This window comes from Aphanizomenon sp. UHCC 0183, assembly GCF_009712065.1.
Taxonomy (GTDB): domain Bacteria; phylum Cyanobacteriota; class Cyanobacteriia; order Cyanobacteriales; family Nostocaceae; genus Dolichospermum; species Dolichospermum heterosporum.
Window position 1 is genome coordinate 1 of sequence record NZ_VILC01000023.1, and the last position, 24050, is coordinate 24050.

Consider the following 24050-nt stretch of genomic DNA (forward strand, 5'->3'; position numbering starts at 1 on the left):
AGTAGCACCGCTCCTACGAACTCTGCCCCTACTGCTGTTAGTTTAACTAATCAACAAACAGCGATCGCCGAAAACACCAGCACTACAACCCGCATCAAAGTCGCTGATGTTGCCATTACCGATGACGCATTGGGAACCAATAACCTCAGCGTCAGTGGAACCGATGCCAGTTTCTTTGAAGTTGTTGGAAATGCTCTCTACCTGAAAGCTAACACGGCTCTCAATTTTGAAGCCAAAACCAGTTACAGCGTCACTGTTAATGTCGATGACAGCACAGTAGGTTTAACACCTGATGCGACAACCAACTTCATCCTAAACGTCACCAACGTTAACGAAGCCCCTACTGCTGTTAGTTTGAATAATCAGGTAACAGCGATCGCTGAAAACACCAGCACTACAAATCGCATTAAAGTCGCTGATATTGCCATTACCGATGACGCATTGGGAACCAATAACCTCAGCGTCAGTGGAACCGATGCCAGTGTCTTTGAAGTTGTTGGAACAGAGCTATACATCAAAGCGAATACAGCCCTGAATTTTGAAGCCAAAACCAGTTACAACGTCACTGTTAATGCCGATGACAGCACAGTAGGTTCAACACCCGATGCCACAACCAACTTCACCCTAAACGTCACCAACGTTAACGAAGCTCCAGTTATTACCAGCGCTGCCACCGCCACCTTTGCAGAAAACGGTACAAGCACAGTTTACACAGTTACCGCCACCGACCCAGATGCAGGTACAACCCTCACCTATAGTTTATCGGGTACTGATGCTGCGTTATTTAATATTACCAATGGTGCTGTCACCTTCAAAAATGCTCCTAACTTTGAATCACGAACTGATGGCAATTCAGATAATGTTTATGACATTAACGTTATCGCTAGTGATGGTGCATTAAATACCACTAAAGCTGTGGCAATTACTGTTACTAACGTTAACGAAGCACCTACCGTTGCCAATGCGATCGCCAATCAAACGATCGCCGTTAATGCGTCCTTGAATTACAGATTTGAGGCAAATACCTTTAGCGATGTAGACAGTGATCCCCTAACCTATACAGTAACCTTAGCCAATGGCACAGCCTTACCTAGTTGGTTAGCCTTTAATGGTACTACTCGTACCTTTAGTGGAACCCCTACCACCCCAGGCAACCTTGATATCAAAATTGTAGCCAATGACAGTAATGGCGGTACCATCGCCGATGAATTTCAGCTATCCATTGTCACGCCCATTGTTGGCACAGCAGCCAACGACAGCGTATTTGCCATAAGCCCCGCAGAAATCATTGATGGAGCAGGAGGAATTGACGAAGTAAACTATGCCCGTTCCAACTCTGGTGTAACCATTGATCTAGAAACAGGAAAGGGAATAGGAGGTTATGCCCAAGGAGACATCCTGACAAACATCGAAAAACTAACAGGGTCATTCTACAACGATCACTTAAAAGGAAATGCAGCCTATAACTACTTCTATGGTGGAAATGGAAATGACCTCCTCGAAGCAGGTAGTGGAGGCGGATTCTTCTATGGAGAAAACGGCAATGACACCATCTATGGAGGAGAAGGACAAGACCGTCTATATGGACAAACTGGAAATGACCTTTTAGACGGAAAAGCAGGAAACGATATCCTGCTAGGAGGAAATGACCTAGATATTCTCTTCGGTGGAGCAGGTAACGACATCCTATACGGAGACGATGGGAATGATGAGCTAACAGGGACAAATAGCACAGCCAAGGGAATTGGAGAAATCGATATTCTCTACGGTGGGTCTGGCTCAGATACCTTCATTCTAGGAAACACCGCCAATATTTTTTATGATGATGGTAATCCGTTGAATATGGGTAGAACAGACTACGCCCGTATCAAAGACTATAACCAAGCCCAGGACATCATCAAATTAACTAATGGTAAGGACTACTATCTCGGTGGATCACCAGGGGGAATTGTCTTAGGAACTTCTATCTTTATCGACAATGACGGTATAAGGGGTCTGACTAGCAGAGATGAATTAATTGCCAACCTAGAAGGCACGAATCTGATCCTTGGATTAATTACAGGTAGTACTCAAGGTTTCAGTTTTATTTAATATTATCGGAGGAAAAAATGTTCAGCTCTAAAAGGTCAATAAAATCAGCAAGAGCATCTCCTGTTGCTGATTGAATCCAACAATCTCCATTATCCAGACTAAATCCATGCCTAAAAACTTTCGTCTCTTCTTCGCCCTTGCGACATTAACTTTAGTTAGTTCCCTCGGTGTTGCCTCAAAAGCCTCCGCCGATACTGCAACTGTAACTATTTCCGAAGATGTTCCAGCAACTTGTTTATTTAATGATGCGACAAACACGGCAGGTTTATTAGGATACAATATTGCCAGTAAAACATTGAGTACAGCATCAGGAGGTTCAACTGGCTCGATTAGTGTTATTTGCAATGCGGTTACTAGCATTTCAATTTCTTCTGTAACACCAACTATTCCTGTAAACATGACAGTGTCCAGTTTACAGGCAACCATTAGTGATGGTACCAATACTCAGACCAGTAATGGTAATACTACAACTGGAACAGTTCCCTTAGTCAGTGGAACAAACGCTATCACTGTTGGGTTGAGTGTTCAATACGCTGAAGTTTTGGCTCCTGGAAGATATTCCTATGCAATTGAACTAACCGCTAACCCCTAATTTTTTATCAAAAAAAAGGCTCTGTAAATAGCTTGGGTTAAGAAATTAGCCCAAGTTCTTCTTTTGTATTTCGTCTGTTAAAATAAAAAAACAAACCCGTTGTCACTTTCTAATGTGGAAATCTAATGTGGAAATTAATTAACTTATCCCTTCTGAGTTTGGGGTTGCTAGTTCCTATTCTATGTGGTATAACAAAACAAGTTAGAGCAGATACCGTAAATGTTATATTGTCAACCGATGTCCCCTTAGTTGTACTTCTAGATGAAAATTCAATCACTACGGAATTAGTTGATAATGACAAGGAAGTAGTTGAGACTAATCTGTTAGAATATCGCATTTATTCTAGTAGAAATTTTAATATTCACTGCAATACTAATTGCACCGTTGAAATCAGCAATGTGATTAATAACACCGTTGCGGATGACGGTAATTTTAATCCAACTCTAACAGAATTAAAAGCAATTATTTCCAACCAATCAACCACAAAAGAATATAATGCTTTGACTTCTACCTCATCTGGTTTCATTTCCTTGATCTCTGGAGAAAATTCAATGAATCTTGCTATTAAAGCAGTTTATAATCAGATTCCCGAAGCTGGAACTTATAGTTTTGATATCCAACTAAATTTTAACCCTTAAAAAATCAAGACAATGTTTTTTAATCAGCTTTTACAAAATCCAATAGTTCATCATTCTCAACAACTTCTCAAGAATACTGTTATAGCAACAGGGCTAATGTTTAGTTTAGCCTATAATCCCCATCCTGCCCTTGCTCTATCCTTATCTCCTATCTACCTCGAATTAAAAGCAGATAAAACCCAAACAACAGGTATCTTAAAAGTTAGTAATACGAGCGATAAACCCCTTAGAGTCCGTGTTTCTGCCACAGCTTTTAGCTACGACGAGCAAGGTAATTTTAAACGATTAGAGTCGGGAAGCAAAGAAGATTTAACTTCTTATATGCGTTATAGTCCCAAAGAAGTTACTATTCCACCGAAAAGTACGAATAATATTAGATTGGCCGCAATTCTTCCCCCTAGTTTACCTGACGGTGAATATCGAGTAGCTATTTTCGTTAATAGTTTACAGGAAATTAATAACGAGACAACAAACTATCGTGTTAACTTCACAACGAGTATGGGATCTGCGATATATGTGAGAAAAGGAAATATTCACCCCAATCTAAATGTTAATAAAGCTCATTTTAATACTGAAAAATCAGAACTAAGATTAACCATTTCCAATCAGGGTCAAGCAACTGCTAGACCTAAAATAACTTGGCAATTAACCCAAAATAATCAAGAGATTATCAAAGGAGAAGGCGGCGGATCGTTTTTGCCCAATAAAACCATGAGCGTTATTCTCAAACCAAACACCAAAGAAAAAATGATCCTCAATGCAGGGAATTATAAACTATCGGGGGAAGCTGTATGGAATGATGATGGAATGAAAAGTCTTCCTTTTGCATTAGATTTAGTCATTAAATAGTTATCAAAATAGATATTAAAATTAAAAGATAATTTATCAAGTCAAATGAAAATTGGCTTATGGCTAAAGCTACATTTATGCTTATTGATTATCTTAGTTTCACCCTGTAGCCAGCTCCTCGCGCAACCTGCTGAACTCGAAGATATTAATCTATCACCAAAGCAAGATAAATCATCTAATAATTTTGAGCTTATTCCAGTGGGAATTAACCTCAATAAGCGCAATATTATTCCTAGCACTTTTATTCGAGGAGCAGAAGATGGCGAAAAAACAATTAATTTTGAGCAATGGTTAATCCCTCTTTCTGAAATCACTAAAGCATTAAATATTCAAGTTAATTCTTTACAAGATGGACAACTAGAACTTAAAAGTGCAGGTTTTTTGATTCGGATTAAAGCCGAAGATTTAATAACAGATACTCAGTTAGGATTAGTTATTTCTGTTGAACAAATTCAAACCTTATTAGGTATCCCCACAACCTTTGATTTTTCCACTTATGCAATTGATTTAAATCCTCCTTGGTTAAATTTAACTCAAGCAGGAAAATCAAATACACCTTTACCTATTATTATTGAAGGATTGCCTCTAGTGGAGGCTCCCCAATTCAGCTTAACGACAATTAGTAGTAATATTGGTTATTCTAAATTAAATAGTATTAGTAACAGCAATGAACAATTCCAAGGGCAGATAGGATTGGTCGGTAGCCTATTAGGTGGAAGTTGGTATTTAGGCGTAAATCAACCAGAATTAAGCACTAATATTATTGGACGAGTTGGAGAAGCTCAATATTTAAAACAAACTCCCCAGGCTGATTATGTCCTTGGTTCCCATTCAACTTTTTGGAATGGTAATAACTTGGGTCAATATTGGGGATTTACAACGATTCAACGATTCGGTTATAGTCCCCAATTTCAGGATAACTTTGGAGGTTTTAATCCTCGTCAAAGGTTACAAAGTGATGCGGTTTTACAAGATATTATTGGTGATGCCGCTCCTGGTACTTTAGTACAACTAACAAAAGGTTTCAAAAATGAAATTCTTGCGGAAGTTTTAGTTGATGAGTCTGGACAATATCGCTTTGATAATATCCCCACACAAAATCGACAAGGAAATAAATATCGTCTGCTTCTTTATCCCAAGGGGCTTTTGGCGACTAATCCTGAGATTAGAGAAGTTGAGTTTTTAGATTTGCCAGGACAATTAAGTAAAGGCACTTCGGCTCTGATTTTATCAACTGGCTGGAGTCGTAACTTTAACAATGATGATTTTTTCGGAGATATGACTAACTGGAGAGCAGCGATCGCCTATCGTATGGGATTGAGTGATGAGCTAACTGTTGGGATTGGAGCTATCCAAGAGGAATCCACTAATCTAATAGGAGAAATCTTTTATCAACCGAAAGGCATACCCTTAAAAATTGGTGTTTCTGGACTAGCTACCGCCGTGATTGGAGAATTAGATTATGCTATTAATTTTCAATATAAACCCAGTGAAAAATTTAATTTAATTTTACAAAGTGATCCCCTTTCACAAGGCTTTCAACTTAACTTAGGGATATTACCTGGTTTTACTTTACGAGCTAGAGGTAATAATTTTGATAATACAATAGCACTAGGGGCTAACCTCTCTCAAAAAATTGGTAATTTTTTCTTTTTCGGTAGTGGAGAATATGAAATTAATAATGAATGGAATCTTAATTTACGCTCTCGTTTTTATAATTGGGACTTCAATTATCAACAAGATCACGAATTGACCGAAGTTGAATTAGCTTACTATTTTTCCCGTTCTTTTACTAAAGGATATACTTTATGGCTAAACTACCAAAGGAGAAATAATTTTAATAATAATAATAATGATAATGATGGACTTGCCTTTGGGGGGAGATACATTTCTGATGCTAGATCTTTTGATGGTAGAGATTTATGGAGCTTGAATTTTGGCTATAGGATAGGTACAGAAGGTAATGGTTTAGTTACGGCTGCTACGACAGCTATAATTCCAGGATTAGATGTCAGAATTATTTATGAACAAGTTTCCTTATTTTCCAATGATAATCGTTTTGCAATTCAACTTTTGCCCGCTATCAATATTCAACCCCAAATTGGCAATGGGGAACAAAGATTTGAACGTCTGCGTACCCAGGGAGGGATATTTATTCAGCCCTTTATTGACAATAACGAAAATGGTCTGCTTGACAACAATGAAAGAGTTTATTTAGAAGATGTAGAAGCTCTATTGATCCTTAATAATCAGTCTTTAAAACGCTATCCTAAAAACATTGTTGATCGTGGAGTGTATATAAGACTTCCATCAGGAAATTATCGACTAGATTTAGATTTAGCAGGCTATCCTTTTGATACAACCCCTAAAGACTCTGCTCTAGCCATAGAAGTGATTGCAGGGAGTTATACAACAGTACAAATTCCATTCAGCCCTTCTTATACTATTATGGGTGTAGTTTCTGATAATCAAGGAAAACCTATCGCAGGTGCAAGAGTTGAAGCTATTAATCAGAATAATAAAAAAATAATTTTTTCTGTAACAAATGAAGCAGGTATTTATTTTTTAGAAGGTTTAAAAAAAGGAGAATATGAAATTATCATTAATTCTAAGTTTACTGAATCCTTACATTTTAGCATTAAGGAAAATTCAGAAAAGCTTTTAGAGTTGAATCTAACAAAATAATAAAATGTCTATCCTGTATAAACCCACATTCAGCAGGTAATGACATGAGTAAATATACGTTAAGGAAATGTAGGTTGGGTTGAGCGACAGCGAAACCCAACATTACCAAGGATTTCGTTGGGTTTCGTGCCGATTGCTCCGCGAACGTTCACGTTCCACAACCCAACCTACGATATAATGACTTTTCGAGTTGATGCGATTGCATATCACTTCTTTGTCAATTTGTCAATAGTGAATTTTGGCGATCGCTCAAATTAGATCATTCCTGAGCAAATTCATGGCTAAAATTGTTGAGGGAATAGCTATTAATTTGTAAAGTTTTGTATTAGCCTGGGAAATTAATTTCTGAAACTACTGTCAATAAAGGGTTTGAGACTAACATCTTCTGAAAGATCCAAAATTGACAATAACAACCGCATTATGAAATTCTCTGAAATTATAGCAAATCGCTGAAAGTATAGCAACCTCGTTAATAAATAGAAAAAATTCTCAATTAATTATTAAGAAAATCTAAAGGCAATTGCTAAAACTTATAAATATCAAAAGTATTATTGATTTTATATAATTCAAGCTTATCATATAGCCATTATGAATAATATATCTGATAAATAGCATCTAGGATAAAACTAAGAGCATATTATTAGATTATAATTGTGCGATAGCGAAGTGCTATCCAATCTTGTGGAATGTGGGATGGGCATCTTGCCCGTCCTTGTATTATTAGCGGGCAAGACAAGTGAGTTATATTGAAGCCTTATTCAGCAAGCTTTGCAGGACTTATTTTACACCTCATACGACTGAATACTGCTATATATATGAGATTTCTTTGATCCAAAATCAGCCAGTAGTTTTTGATCATAATTTTCCTCAAAAAGTAACTTTTTTAGAAATTTAAGTAACTTTTTTAGAAATTTAAGTAACTTTTATACACTTGCATAATTAGTCTCTTGTATCATACTGTAAGAAATACCAGCAATTCCAAACTCAGAGTGTAGTCAAACAGGCAAAAATCTCGAAGTGCTTACTGGAAAGAGGTTTCATGTCAATATTTAGAATCAAAGTAGGGAAGGGGGGCAGGGGGGTTAGGTTTTTGGAGATTATCGGTTTCATCTAATACTTTTCAAACAACCTCTTAGAGAATGTTTCAAAAGTTGTATCCCGTAATTTTCATCACATTTTTACCCCCCTTTCCCTTTATGAAGGGGGAAAACAAGAAAAACGGGTTCCCTCCCCTTGTGAAGGCTTGTGAAGGGGAGGGTTAGGGAGGGGTGAAACATTTCAAACACCCTCTTAGTTAAGATTAGCATCTACTAAAATTAGCGCCATGAAAATTGTCACCAAAAATCTTTTACAACCAATATTTTCTCTAACTTTCCTTGTGGGACTCTCCGCACTGGTATCATCATGTCAACCGTCCCAATCAAAGGAGACAACAACAGCTATTAAAATTGATGGTTCAGACACTGTTTACCCTATTACCCAAGAAGTCAGCAATGATTATAACTTCCAGAAAAATAATGGTAAATCACCTTCAGTAAAAGCAATTGAACTTAATTCTTCCGGTACTAGTAGCGGGTTTAAAAAGTTTTGTTTGGGAGAGACAGATATTAATAATGCTTCTCGACCAATTCATACTCATGAAATCAAAGAGTGTAATCAAAATAACGTGACATTTCTTGAATTACCCATTGGTTTTGATGCAATAACAATGGTAGTTAACGCTCAAAACAATTGGGCGCAGGATATAACTTTGGCAGAAATCAGAAAAATCTGGGAACCATCAGCCCAAGGTAAAATTACTACATGGAATCAGATTCGTTCCACTTGGCCGAATAAACCCTTGAATCTTTATGGTCCTGACAAAGATTCAGGCACTTTTGACTATTTTACACAAATTGCCGTGGGACAAGAAGGGGCTATTCGTAAGGACTATAAAGCTGATAAAAATTACAAAATCATAGAGAGCAAAGTTAGCAGTGATATCAACGCCTTAGCTGTCATTCCCTACGCCTATTACAACTCTAACAAGGATACATTGAAAGCCCTATCTGTAAATAGTGGTACTGGTGCAGTAATGCCTTCGCGGACAAGTGTGAAATGGGGAAAATACCGACCATTTTCTCGTCCACTGTTTATATATGTCAGCTATAAATCTCTTCGGCAAATCTTAGAGAGCGATTGGTAAAAGAAGGTATAGAGTCAGCATTAAACCGCAAGCCCAGTAAAACGCCGCCTCGTCAAACGATTATTGATGGAGAGGTGGAAGCAAAACTAATCGCCTTGCGTTGTGGAGAACCACCTGCTGGTCAGGCTCGTTGGACATTGCGGTTACTGGCAGACATTGCGGTTGAGTTAGAAATTGTGCCAGCAATTAGTCACGAAACTGTGCGCCAAGTGTTAAAAAAAACGAACTCAAACCTCATCTGCGCCAGATGTATGTGATTCCACCAGCTCCAAGAGACTGAGATTCGAGGAGGAAATGCAAAAAATCTCAGAAATCAGCCTAATCTCTCTTGCTTTTACAGAAGCGAGATTATGTCTGTATTCTATGTTGCCGTTTGAATTTGGAATTGCTGTGTAAATAGATTATTTTTTTCATTATCCAATAAAGTAAAAACCGAGGTATCACCATGTCTAATCTAAATAATATAAGCGGAGTTATTAAACCCACTGGTCAAAATGCTTCTGGTCTTAACTATTGGACTGTAGTTGACTATAACGGCGATGGTGTAGTTAACGATAAAGATTTAGAAGAAATTATCACCAGAGGTTTGAAAAGTGGTGCTGGCTATGATCCCCAAGAGTTATCCGGTTTATTAGGTACACTAAAATCCATTGTAGGCAGTTATATCAATGGGGCAACCGTTACTGAAAAACCTCTCAGTGCGGACGGAAAATATTTCTTTAGCGTTGAGGTAAAAAACCATGATTTTAAACTTGGTGATTTTGTTGGCGGCAGTGAATCCGGTAGTATTGGCGAAGATTTAAAAAATAATATTAATCCTAACGATCCTCAGACTAATCCCAGCTTTAGCAATCCTATTTTTAACTTCACGATTTCCCCTAACTCTAAGCCAACAATGGCTATCACCTTAAACGGGATTCAATTTAGTACCATAACCTCTCTGTTAGCAGTTGCTACTAATCAATTTACCGATGCCATCGGTGTAACTGCCCCTGGTTTGATTAATGCCTTAAAAAGTCTGCCAAACACCACTCTCATTAACTTAATAATAGACGCACGTAGCGAAAATTTTGCGATCGAGTTTGATGTCTCAAATTCCTTGCCCGGTTATCAAATAGATGTAGAAAGATTTATCAACACCTTAAATAAAACAGGTTTTCCCGCTCTACCAACAGATCCAGCAATTCAAGCCCTCAATACTACCCTCAATGGGTTTTCTAAGATTCAAGTAGATAAACCAAAAATATATTTTGCTAAAAGTGATAAAACGACAGGATTTAATATTTCCGTCAAACTGAATACAGATGATATTTTAACCTTAAAATACGAGGGAAACTTAAAATACGAGAAAGACAAAAAAGTTGCTAATCAAGTCATCTATAAAGTTGAATATAAAGATGGCAGTACCACAAACCTTTCCCTGAGTTCGATTTTGGATCTGCCTGGAGGTCTAACGATCAAAAACCCGACATACACAATCAGTAGTGACAACACTAAATTTGATGAAGAAGGGAAAGAGCCGAAATATGTAAAAGGATTTAACTGGACAGGAACAATTGAAATTGACAATCCCATGCCCAAGGAAATAACAAATTTTCTTTCTAAATATGTGGGATTTGATTTAGACAAATTATTTGATTCTCAGTTACTAGCAGGAGTGGGATTTGGCACAGATGGCGCTAAAAGTCTGAATCTTTACCTCGATCTTGAGCTAGATAAGCCCGTAGTTGAGTTTCCTTACCAAATTCCTAATTTTGACGAGTCATTTAAACTATATTTTAATGGATTTGGTTTAGATTACAGTTTAACCCCCATTAATATGGGCTTTACCACCACTCAAGCCCTATCGGGTAATATTACCCTTCAAGGTTATGATCCGGTGCAAAAAAATGAACCCGGATTAAATTTAGTGGGTGGTTTCAAAACAATAGTTTCCAGTGATCCGACCAAAAATGGTGTATTAGGATATTTTAACCTAGATACTTTAGGATCAGGATGGCGTAACCCCTTTGGGATTCCTAATTCAGAATTTCGCCAGTTAGCACTAGAAATAGGTTTTGGACCTACTGCACTAAAATCTATTGGCTTTATTGGGGATTTAAGATTTGGTAACTATGACTTCGATGCTTTTATTTCCCTTGATATTAATGATCCTCAAAAGAACGGTTTTGGACTAACCCTTAATCGCCCGATCAGCGCAATGGATCTATTTTTAGGTCCAGTCGGCTCTTTTACGGCGGGTCAATTAAGCAATACTTTTGACGAAGTAGAGAATGTATTTGATCTCCTAAACTCAATTTTTGATCTTACCCTAGAGTCTATTGATGGTGATGGTGATGGGGATTTAGATCCCCTATTTTACTTTATGCCTCAAGCCACTAGTATTGCCGGACAACCCTTTGATCAAGGGACTCACATTAATGCTGGAATTAGTGCTTGGGGTTGGGATGGTAGGCTTTCCTATAGTGCCACTACTTCATTATTTGGCCTCCCTGTATATAAAGGTTCTCTTTCTTTAGAAAAAATTGATATCGGAGGTCTGGGTTGGTTTGTCCTGGAAGGGATTGATGATCCAAAGACTACTACAGTAGATGAAAGTAAAGAACTCAATTTGGACTTTTCCACTACTGGATTGTCCCTCTCAGCCGATGCTTCTTTGACCCTATTTGGTTTGAATGTAGCTAAAGCCTCTGTTGAAGTGGGTTTAGGTGGCATTGATATTGATGCTAAACTTAATTTATTTAATACTTTAGGCATTGATGCTAAACTCTTTGTCGGGAATCTCAAAGAAGGCCAGTCAGCGCAAGTTACAGTTAATGCTGATGGTACTGTGAGTTTAGCGGAGGGTGTGAATAATCAAGGATTTTTGAGCCTAGCTGGACAACCGCGCACTTACTTGAGTTTAGATGGAATTAATGATTATGTTCAGGCAACACCAACGGGATTGAACCTCGCTAATCAAGACTTTACCATTGAAGCCTGGATTAAAACTATAGGTACAAAAGAGAGCATTCTTGTTAAAAGTGATGGTGATACCATTTGGGAAAAAGGAGAAAAAGCCTTTTATATTAATGAATTAGGTAAAGTTAATTTTGTTGGCTTTGGCAATAACTATATTAAGGGCAATACTGCCGTAAATGATGGTAAATGGCATCATGTAGCAGTAGTTTGGGATTATAGTAGTGGCACTACTGGCATTGGTCAGGTCTTTGTTGATGGAGTTAATGATACTCAAAGTAGTAATTATGCGGCTACTAATCTTGATAATAGTACCGATACCTTAAAAATTGGTAGCCTGAATTTCAGTGAAGCGACTAATTATTTTTCTGGTCAAATTGACGAGGTGCGGATTTGGAAAACTGCCCGTACAGAGTCAGAAATTAAAACTAATAGCGATAATCGAGTCAATCCGGCCACAGAAACTAATCTAGTTTATTATTTACCTGTGGATCAAGGCGATCGCGCTACAATCACCACTACAACAGTTAATAGTGATCCCCTCCCCAGAAAGGAAATATTAACTCTAGAGGGAGAAACAGAACAAACAGCTTTAATATTTGACGGTGTAAATGATTATGTCCAAGTAAAAGCCGGAGATGCTAGTTTTGCTGATTTTAACACCAGTAATTTTACTGTTGAGTTATGGGTTAAAACCACTGATCTGAATGGTACTTTAATCGGTGCTAGTAATACCAGCACTGGTACGGGAGATTATTGGCGGGTTTGGCTAGAAAATGGACAGGCAAAATTTAACTTTCAGCCCGGTGGTAATACCCAACCCTCTGCTAGTTCTATCAATGCAATTAATGATGATTCATGGCATCATATTGCAGTAGTTAGAGATGGTTTCTATACTGGTAAACTTTATGTAGATGGAGTTTTAGACAGTAAACTTAATTTCACCGGCAGTTCCAACGGGATTGATATTAATAGTGATCTATTTATTGGTCAATGGGTATCTGGGACAGATCAGTTTGCTGGGAAAATGGATGAAGTCCGGATTTGGAAAACTGCCCGCACTGAGACAGAAATTAGTGCCAATATGAATCGGCGCTTAGATAAAACTGTCGAAACCAATTTAACCTATTATCTACCAATTGATCAAAGCGATGCCTACGGCGAGCGAAGCTATCGCTCTAGTCGTGAAAATAAAATTCTCAGTGAAACCTTTGACGGTGGTTTACCCAAATCTATTAATAATGTTTCCCTAACGGACAATAATATTGCCTCTGTTAGTGATAGATATCGTCAAATAACCCCCACACTTTCAACTCCTAATGCGATTGCCCACTGGCGTTTAAACGAATCTAGCGGCACAACAGCCACGAATATCGGCATATTAGGTACTGCCGTTAATGGTACTTATGTAGGTAGTCCTACTCTCAATAATCCTGGTTTAGTGGCTGGGAGTACAGGAGTTAAATTTGACGGTGTTAATGATGGAATTGCTATTCCCGATCATAATAATATTAACCTTCTAGCCACCACCGCCCGGAGTATTGAACTTTGGTTTAAAGCCGATGATCTCACAGGTAAACAGGTTATCTATGAAGAAGGTGGCACAGGAAGTGGTCTCAATATTTATCTCGATGGTGATCAATTAAAACTCGGTGCATGGTCTGGAAATGCAGGAGAATGGTTAGCGACTCAAATAGTTAAAGATAATAAATATCACGTTGTCTTGAGTTTTGATCAAGGTAACTTAACCGGTTATCTCAATGGGGCATCATTTGGGACTGTCACCACCAGCTTTACCAGCATACCTGTCCATAGTGAGGATATTGGTATTGGTTACATGAAACAAGATACCCGTTTATCCGATACTGTGAGGCTTACGGGTGATGGTAACTATTTTAATGGCGTAATTGATGAAGTAGCCCTCTATAATGTGGGGTTATCTCCTGAAAGAGCGATCGCTAATTATGCAAGCGGATTTACCCAAGGCTTAAAAGTTGAAACTTTTAATAATATTAATTTAGCAGGTGCTCCCGTTACTATTGACTTAACAACTAGCTTCCAAAACCTGACTGTAGCTAGTAATTCTAGTCAAAAAATCACAGGCTGGATACAAGCACCTGTTACTGGTACTTACACCTTCAACACTACCAATAATTACGGTACTCGCCTTGCTGTTAATGACACTAAGTTAATAGATAATTGGCAAAATCCTGAAAAAGTCATAGATTTTGATGGAGTTGGTGATTATATTCAGATTGAAAACTATGATGGGATGTATGATCGAAGTAAATCCATGACGGTAGAAGCCTGGATTAAAGTTGATCAGTTTAATACCGCATCTCAAGCCATTATTCGCAAAGGAGACAATGGTTGGAGGTTAGAGCGCAACGGCACTACCAACAAGATTGATTTTACCTTCGATGTATATAAAAATACGACAACAACTCAAGTCCTTGATGGAAACAGAAGCGTAGTTAGTAATCGTCAATTTAACGATCAACAATGGCATCATGTTATAGCAACCACTGATGGCTTAAATGTAACTCTTTATGTTGATGGAAAATTGGATAATTCGGTAACATATACTAATCCGAATGATGGCTATAGTCGCTCTATTTTCAATAGTAATGCTCCAGTGATTATTGGGGGTTATCGTGGAACAGCACAACAATACTTTGATGGAAAAATTGATGAAGTCGCAATTTGGAATAAATATTTTACGGCGACAGATGCTCAAACTAATTTTACTCAAAAGTTAACTGGATCAGAAGCTAACTTAGTAGGTTACTGGAATTTTGATCATCCTCAAGGATTAAAAACCATTGTGGATCAAAGTTCTAATCACAACAATGGTTATTTTCGAGGTGTTGTATCTCCTGATCAATCTCAAGTAAATTCTTGGAGTAGTAAACTTGTAGCTTACAAAAATGACTATAGCAGTGTTTTCACTCCTACTACCCAATCAGGTACAAATACCATTGATTTAGTAGCTGGAAAACTCTATAAAGTTGAATTAGACGCACAAAGTTTAAATGGAGTTAGCACACCTCAACTGCAATGGAATTATACTGGAGTAAGTAATCAAATTATTCCTACTTCTGCTTTATTTACCGATGCTCAAGTAGAGACAGATTGGAAAGTTAGTGGTGGTAAAATCGGGACTAGCTTTCTTAATACTGATGCAGATGGAGCGTTAGAATTTTTCAATACCACAGGCGATCGCTATGCCATTTCACAGCCTTATGATCTTAGTCAAGGTGGAAACCTAAGTTTTCGTTTAATTTTAGGTGGTAACAGCACCATTAACGTAAATGGTGGTCAGGTGTCAGTTGCCAATGGTTCAACCAATGGAGATACTGTAGACGACAATAAGGCCATTAAACTGGAATATTCTATTGATAATGGCAATACCTGGGTATTGTTGGATAGCTTTACTTCTAAGTCAGAGGGCGGAAACTGGCATAATGTCCTTATAGACTTACCGAAGCAAGCGCAAACTCAATCTACTCGGTTTAAATGGTCACAACCTAGTTATGTGCTAGATAATTGGGCAATTGATAATGTTGGTGTAGTCACCAACTCCAATAATGTATGGGCGGATATCAAAGGTGCAGACGTATTAAAAGCACAAGGAAATAATGGAACTACCATCAATAATGGCGAAGCCCTTTATTTTACTGGTAAACCCTTTGCAATTGTCACTCCTCTGCCAGATGTATCTCAACTTCTATTAAAAGATTCCTTTGCTAACTTGATTACGGGAGACTTTAATGGTGATGGTAAAACAGATTTTCTTCGTCAACAAAAATTCCAATGGAGTTATGATAACCAATTAGTTACGACTTATCTTTCTCAAGGTGATGGTACTTTTAATACTGTAAATACTAATTACCCGTCCTCTGTTGCTAATGACTTTTCAGCGATAATTCAAACAGGGGATTTTAATGGAGATGGTAAAACCGACTTTATTCGTCAGAATAAAGATAATAAGAGTGGCTCTACCAACTTTCAAGTAGTTTTATCCAATGGTGATGGTACTTTTTATGCCATTACCCCATCTGGTAACACTGGAAGTGGTACTAGTCATAATTACCAAACCGACCTTCTGGGTAATCCGGGTGTCAATCTCATTATGGGAGATTACAACGGCGATGGTAAAACAGACTTTATTCGTCAAGAAAAAAATGGCTGGGATGATAGTGGAAATCAGACTTTTAGCGTCTGGCTGTCTAATGGAAATGGTACTTTTAACCCCATAACTCCTTCCGGAGATGTCTATCAAAAGGATCTTAAGTTTGATGGAGGAGCAAATATCATTACCGGAGACTTTAATGGTGATCGTAAAACCGATTTCATCCGTCAAGAAAAAAATGGCTATGATGATGATAAAAAGAATACTTTCAACGTTTATTTCTCTAATGGAAATGGTACTTTTAATATAGTTACCCCCGGTTCTAATAATGTATCTGGAGATCCCTATCAAGATAATTTGCGGTTTGATCCAGGCGTAAATATCATTACCGGAGACTATAACGGTGATGGTAAAACCGATTTCATCCGTCAAGCAAAAGGTGACTGGGATAATGATGTAAGTAATAATTTCAACGTTTATTTCTCTAATGGTAACGGTACTTTTAATATAGTTACCCCCGGTTCTAATGTATCCGGAGATCCCTATCAAGATTATTTACGGTCTGATCCAGGCGTAAATATCATTACCGGAGACTATAACGGTGATGGTAAAACTGATTTCATTCGTCAAGAAAAAGGTGACTGGGATAATGACATCAGTAATACTTTTAATATCTATCTTTCTAAGGGAGATGGTTACTTTAATATAGTTAGTCCCAACCTCCCCGAATATCAATCGGTGCTTAACTATGATAAAGGGGCAAATATTATTGTAGGAGACTACAACGGCGATGGTGCAGGTGACTTTCTCCGTCAAGAAAGAGGGACTTGGGGTGATGACTATGCTAATACTTTCCAAACCTATCTTTCTAAGCTAAATCAAACAAATCAGCGTTATGCTACTACCCAATCTTTAAATACCACTGACACAAAAGCGTTACAGTTTGACTTTGTTTTTGGACAAAAATATACAGCGGGAAATCCTTTCACTTACGAAGGCTCTACCTATGGTGATGAAGATGTAATATCAACCACAGGAGATGCACCAGAAGCAGGGGAAGATGTGTTAGTTTCCTATTCCACCAATGGCGGTCAAACTTGGACGACTTTAACCACCTTATTAGCTAGTAATTACGCCACTACATACACTAATTGGACTAACCAAGCGATCGCTTTACCCGATGCAGCTAAAACTGATCATACTCAATTCCGTTGGCAACAAACTAATTTTACCAATACGGGTGATGATACTTGGGCGATTGATAATATTACCCTAGCCTCAAATACTATTATGAGTGGAGTACAGTTTTATACTCCTATCACTCAAATAGATAACTTTAAAACTGTTAATACTACCAATCCAAATTCAGGTAATAGTAACAGTAAATTTGTGATTATGGGTAATGGCAACATTAGTTTTCTAGGAGAAACCATATCCAGTGTATCCTTGGATGTGAGTGAAAATGGATTAAAATTTAACCTGTTTGATACTTTTGCTTATGCTATACTGAATTGGGTTATAACCCCAATGCCTGTGACAACAGCTATAAGCAGTGGCGCACCAATCATTGGAATATTATCTAAAGACATCAGTGTTATTGCGGGAAAAAATGGTGTTAGTGTAACAGGAGCATTAGGTTTTGAATTTCCTTTAAGCTTGAGTGTTCCCTATTTCGGTACTCTTAAACTAGCAAGTTTAGGAGCAGATGGGGTATTAAATTTAACAGTGGGTACAGATGGCAAAATATCTGGTTATATCAAAGATATTGACTTTACTGTATGGGGTAAAAACCTCTCTATTCCTAGCTTTTCATTTAGTAGTAATGTCAATTCTTGGGATGACCTCATTGTTGAAACCTCTCAAGCAGTAGCTGATAAAATCCAGAAAGAATTTCTTAATCTCTTTGATGATGCAGAGCAATTATACAATGGCATCAAAAATGGCACGATTGATTTTGCGAAGGATGTCGAAAGTTTCTTTGCTAATTATGGTCAAACGGGAATCAATGCTTTAAAAGATTTGGGAAGTAATGCGGCATCACTCTACACTGATGTTGGGATTGGAGATTCCTACAATACTTTTAATAAGTCTCTTCAAAACATCGCAAATGCCGTTGGTAGTGGTATAAGTGGTGGTGTTAAAAAAGCAGGCAAAGCACTTAAAAAAGCCTTTAATGGACCGATCGCTGATGCTAAAGTTTTCCTTGATATTAATGGCAATTTCATCCCAGATCAAAATGAACCGACCGTAACAACCGATAATTATGGGCGTTTTAATCTGCAATATAACCTTAACGATTATGACACCAATGGGGATGGTAAATTAGATTATACAGAAGCCTTAGTCATAGGTATAGGCGGTATTGATACCACCACCGGACAAGAAGTTAAAGTCCCCTTTATGGCTACGGTAGGTAGTGAAATTAGTCCTCTGACTACCCTGAAAACAGGTTTAATACTGCAAGGTTTAACGGAAACAGCAGCCGAAACGATCATCAAGAAAAGTTTTGATTTAGACAAATTTGGCGATATTTTACTAAATCAATTTGATGCCTATAGCGAAATTGGTCAAGGTAATTTGGTTGGTTATGATGTGGCGATCGCTCAAATTATGGCTCATAACCTGTCATTATTTGGCAGTGCCGTTATTAAACAAATTCAACCCCAGTTATCTGATTCTGAGGTTCAAAATCAACTATTCAAGGTCATTGCCCAAGTAGTAGCAGATCAAGGGAGTATTGATCCTACTAACCCAGAGGTTAACCGCAGTTTAATTAAGGCCTTAACTCAAAATAGTCCCACACTTATTAGTGATGAAATTGTATCAGCATTTTCATCTTTGGTGATCGAAACTGAAGCTCAACTTCATAAAATCGTTGGTGATACTTCTCATCCAGATAACTTAAGGTTAATCTTACCAAGCCTTAATTACATTAAAACGATCCTGGTGGAAAATCTACCTGCGATCATGCAAAAGGTGATTAGCAAAGAAATAAAACCCGCAGATGTTATGGATAGTTTCCACGCCATTTTAAATCAGAATAATCATCTCATTCAATATGGTTTAAATGAGGCGCGGACTGTCACCATCAGCACCGAAGGAATATTAAAAGAAGGTGATAGTTCTTTCCATCATGGTAAGTTTATTGTCAATCTTGGTGAGACAGCACCCGCACAAGGTTTAACTATCTTTTATACTCTTTCGGGAACTGCAACTTTAGGGGAAGATTATCAATTACTGTATAATCCCACAGTAGGACAGCTAAATATAGCACCTTATGAAAAAACAGGGATTATTGATTTAGAAGTCTTGGATGATACTTTAAGTGAATCTCCTGAATCAATTACCCTCACTCTTCAATATGCTGGTGATGGTTTTGCTATCAATCCTAATCAAAATACAGCTTATTTCGTGATCAAGGATGATGAAAATTCAGGTAATAATTCAGTTTTCCGACCAGATCAAGTGATAGCTGGAACAATCAATAATGATATTCTCACTGGTACTGATCAATCTGAATGGTTAAAAGGTAGCTATGGTAATGATCAAATTTTTGGTTTAGGGAATAACGATAAAATTGATGGTGGTTTTGGTAACGATATTCTTTACGGTGGATCAGGTGATGATATCATGGCTGGTCAATTTGGTGCAGATCAACTTTGGGGTGAAGATGGTAATGATTTGCTCCAAGGAGGTACGGGCAATGACATCCTTAACGGTGGTGCAGGTAACGATATTCTTCACGGTGGAGAAGGTGATGATCAACTCACAGGTGATGTTGGGAATGACCAACTAGAAGGTGATGCTGGTAATGATCTGATTAATGGTAATGCCGATAATGATTGGTTAAGTGGTGGTATTGGTAATGATATTCTCATTGGTGGCGCAGGAGATGATGTCGTTAGTGGTGGTATCGGTGCAGATCAATTTGTGATTACTTCTGGTAATGATGGGTTTGATATCTTTAGTGATTTTAATCCCGCAGAAGGCGATCGCATTGTCATTGACTCTAAACAATTTGACTCTTTTGATCTGAGTAAACTTACCTTTGCTCATGGTTTTCTTAAATATGATGGTCAAAACCTCGCTTTAATCCAAAATCAAGGTAATATTTATGCCCTGCTAAACTTAAAATCAGTGGTAGATGTGGTATCTGAGTTAACCTTCCCCACTGTTTTCCCTGCTAATAGTAATATTCTGACTACAGGTGACATACCTAGTTTAGCAACTCTGACGCATACAACAGTTGATCCTACTCAATCCGAAGGTTTATTAGGCAAGATTTTGACCAGAGGTTATATTAAAGTTGCGATCGCTCAAAATACTCCTCAATGGCAAAAAGAACAAGCTAAAGCCTTAGCTGCGGCTCTCTTTGGTGATTCTCAAGCACTGCAATATGTCACCTTAGATGAAAAAGATATTTTTGCAGCAGTAGCCACTCAACAAGTAGATATTTCGGCGCATCTATTCCCCAATACCTATGAAAATCAAATAGATTTTGCGCCCGCGACTTTCTATGACAGTGAAGTTATTGTTGTTAAAAATAATAGTCATATCACTCAATCTCAAGATCTACAGAATGTCACCATCGGAGTGATCGCCAATAGCGACTCTCGCCAAAATCTCCGCGCTGTTTTAGGTAACGCTGGTATTAACTACAAACTAGCTGAATTTGCTGATAATCAGACATTAAGGTTGGCTTATGACAATAATCAAATTGGTGCAGTAGTTCTCAATCCTAGTCAAGTTAAGGATTTACCCACAGGTAACTCTGTCTTAGATTTAGAACTATCTACTCAAGCCATGAGTATGGTATTACCAGAAAATGAATCTTCTTGGGCTGATGTGGTACGCTGGGCAATTACCGCACCCATCGCAGCAGAATCTTTAGGTATTACTTCCACTAATTTGGATAGTTTGGTAAATAGTAATGATCCAGTAATTCGACGCTTTTTAGGTTTAGAAGGTAATTTAGGACAATCTCTCGGTATTAGTAATGATTTTGCTAATCAAGTTATTCGCACAATGGGTAACTATGCTGAGTTTTGGCAAAATAATTTTGGAGATTTATCGAGAAGTCGCAACCATCTTTTTGCTGATGATGGTTTACTCTATTCTTTACCCTTCGCTGGTAGCGTCAGTCAAAAACCGGAATTAATTAACAATAATGATCGCAATGTCTTAACAGAAATCAAAGCACGAGGTTTCATTAACGCGGGTGTATCATCGAGTCAATATCCAGGTTTGTTTTACCAAGAAAATGATCAATGGAGTGGCTTCCATATTGATATTCTCAAAGCCCTATCTGTGGCTTTATTTGGCGATGCAAATCACTTAAATTTTAGTAATCCTACCAGTTTTTTACTGAGCAGCTTAACTAATACGGCTAACGGTGTTGTGGATATTTCTTCTAATAGCACTACTCATAATTTAGTCCGGGATGGCTCTGTGGGTATTGATTTTAGTAAGCCTTATTTCTTTGATGGACAAGCTATTTTAGTAGGTCTTGATAGCGGTATTAGCTCTCTTGGGACGCTGACAGGCAGACGTATAGGGGTAGAAGCAAATACGACTGCTTTCGCTGGTTTAGATGATAATTTGGTTGGCATTAACTTCACTAAGGTAGAGTATACTAGCACTACTGATCTTTACAATGCTTACCAAAATGGAGAAATTGATGCTCTAATTGGCGATCGCTCGATTATTGCTAGTCGTCTGAGTACCTTTTCCAATCCTGAAAATCATAAGATACTGGATCAAGTATTATCAAGAGAACCAATCGCTTTTGTAGTGGATGAAAATCAGTCAGATTGGTTAGATGTGATCAATTTGATCATTGATACCCTCACCAAAGCCGAAGAATTAGGCATTACCAGCGCAAATGTAGATCAATTAGTTAAGGGCAATAATCCTGCTATCCGTGAATTTTTGGGTGTTAATGGCAAACTTGGCGAAAAATTTGGTTTAACTGCTAATTTTGCCCAAAATATCATTAAATCTATGGGTAACTATGGAGAAATTTATCAACGAAATCTAGGGGCGATATCCATTCCCAGAGATGCTAATCAGAGTTTTGCTGATTTTGGATTACAATCTGCTAATAGTTATACCAGTGCTTTGAGTATTGCCAACCCTGAATTAGAAATCAGGGGTAATGGTATTTTCCAAGTGATGGATAATTTAGCCAATCTTAAATTTAACCTCCTCAAGCATGACGGGAGAACTCAGGCTGAAATCGGTCTATATAAAACTGATGCAGATGGCAGCATTAATGGCATTAATCGCAACAGCACAGGTTATCTAAGTGAAGTTTTAAAACACAGTCAAACCATCTTCTCTATTCTGGACAAAAACCCTAATGGTTTTGATAGTAATAGCTTCAGCAGAACATTAGGAGAGTTTGATAACAATACCTACTTTGGCTTATATATGATCCAAGGTAGGGATGCTACCACCGTTCTTAACACTGGAGACTATAGTTCTTTGGTGTTGTCCCAAAATGTCAAAGCGCTGCAAACCCTTGATAAAGGAGCAAATCTTGTTTTTAATTGGGAAACCAACGGTGATAACAGTTACGATGATCTAATTATCGAAGCTGCTCCCACCTTAGAAGGAACTGTATTTGGTACAACCCTTGATAAAACAATTGATCTGACTGGTTTGGATCATCAAGGCCATAACATCAGCTTTACCGTAAACCGCGAAGCAGCCTATGATAATTTAATCGGTTTCTATCGAGTTAATGAACAGGGTCAGGTGCTAGATAGCCAAGGTAAAGTGGTTTCTGGTAATCCAAATCAGGATAGTAACTATGCTCAATTAGCCATAAACAATCGTTTGGATATACTTCTGAGTACAGGCAATCAACAAACTGCTGTCTTTAATGAACAACTCATGGGTGGTGTACGTTATGCTCCCATCCTCATCGCTAATGGTGGTTCAGCTTCCAGTCCCAATTTCAGCAATACCTATTTTGCCTATAGCGGAGCTAATAGTGATGGAGTTAATCATGTGCGACGCATGGCAGATAATATTTTTGGCTTTGAAGATATTCGCGGCGGTGGAGATAATGACTTTAATGATGTGATTGTGTCGGTAAAAGTCATCTAGTAATCTGTCAACCCGAAAATGACGGGTGAGGGGGGGTAGGGGAGGTAGGGGAGGTGGGGGAGGTGGGGGAGGTGGGGGAGGTAGGGGAGGTAGGGGGCGTAGGGGAGGTGGGGGAGGTAGGGGAGGTAGGGAGGGTAGGGGAGGTAGGGGGAGAAGAGAGGTAGGGGGAGAAGAGAGGTAGGGGGAGAAGAGAGGTAGGGGGGTAGGGGAGGGAAGAACAGAAGTTTTTTCTGATCATTACCCGTCAAAATAAATTTGACGAACTACTAGTAGTCTGTCAAGAGCTATACTCAAAACGGTTGGAACCTGGACTTTTATAAAATCACGAAAAACCTAGATTTGTAGGGGTAAAGCAAGAGCTTAAGCTCTTGTTTTACCACTACCCGCTTAAATCAAATAATTAATTAAGCCGTGTTGAGTGTGTTGAGTATAATTGACGTACTCCAATTTGTGTGTTCTGAACACCTCAGACCAATTACGGTCTGTCCTACCCGAATTGAGGGGATTCCGCTGCTCGTCTAGCCTACTTAGGGTTTGACCTCGACCTCCCTTAGACCTTCAATCCGTTTTTATTCGTTCCCTCCGTCCTTCGTGGTTCATTTCTTCTTTATCCGTCAAAATTTATTTGACAGATTACTATTGTTAATGAGATTTTGGAACCTTACGCATATTACATAGGATTTACGCATTTACAAAATTCCCCAAATATGCAAAGTGAATTTTATCCCTTGTAGGGTGCGTCAGACACGATATTTTGACAAAAAAACAGATTTCCTCTATCTGACGCACCCTACTCAATAAGTTATTCCC

The 24050-nt window shown here is 38.2% G+C and carries 8 protein-coding genes; all 8 read left to right on the forward strand.

Annotated features, from left to right (window positions below):
* Positions 1-2091, forward strand: a 2091-nt coding sequence (locus tag FJR37_RS10340) for a putative Ig domain-containing protein (protein ID WP_174763412.1), incomplete at its 5' end; no start/stop codon positions are given.
* Between the two features lie 106 nt (positions 2092-2197).
* Positions 2198-2683 carry a hypothetical protein gene (locus FJR37_RS10345; RefSeq protein ID WP_152608963.1) on the forward strand — a complete coding sequence of 162 codons (486 nt, stop codon included), beginning with the start codon at positions 2198-2200 and terminating at the stop codon, positions 2681-2683.
* Between the two features lie 125 nt (positions 2684-2808).
* Complete coding sequence (locus FJR37_RS10350; protein WP_168465969.1) at positions 2809-3321, forward strand: hypothetical protein; 513 nt, start codon at positions 2809-2811, stop codon at positions 3319-3321.
* Positions 3322-3333: 12 nt separating this feature from the next.
* Positions 3334-4170: a hypothetical protein gene (locus FJR37_RS10355; protein ID WP_168465970.1), complete on the forward strand. Its 837-nt coding sequence runs from the start codon at positions 3334-3336 to the stop codon at positions 4168-4170.
* Positions 4171-4215: 45 nt separating this feature from the next.
* Positions 4216-6855, forward strand: a complete 2640-nt coding sequence (locus tag FJR37_RS10360) for a carboxypeptidase-like regulatory domain-containing protein (protein ID WP_168465971.1) — start codon at positions 4216-4218, stop codon at positions 6853-6855.
* 1324 nt (positions 6856-8179) lie between these two features.
* Complete coding sequence (locus tag FJR37_RS10365) at positions 8180-9040, forward strand: PstS family phosphate ABC transporter substrate-binding protein (RefSeq protein ID WP_168465972.1); 861 nt, start codon at positions 8180-8182, stop codon at positions 9038-9040.
* On the forward strand, positions 9034-9297 hold the full coding sequence (locus FJR37_RS10370; RefSeq protein ID WP_168465973.1) for a helix-turn-helix domain-containing protein: 264 nt from the start codon (positions 9034-9036) through the stop codon (positions 9295-9297). The genes FJR37_RS10365 and FJR37_RS10370 overlap by 7 nt, the downstream gene beginning before the upstream one ends.
* Positions 9298-9485: 188 nt before the next feature.
* Complete coding sequence (locus tag FJR37_RS10375) at positions 9486-23240, forward strand: LamG-like jellyroll fold domain-containing protein (protein ID WP_168465974.1); 13755 nt, start codon at positions 9486-9488, stop codon at positions 23238-23240.
* Positions 23241-24050: the final 810 nt, after the last annotated feature.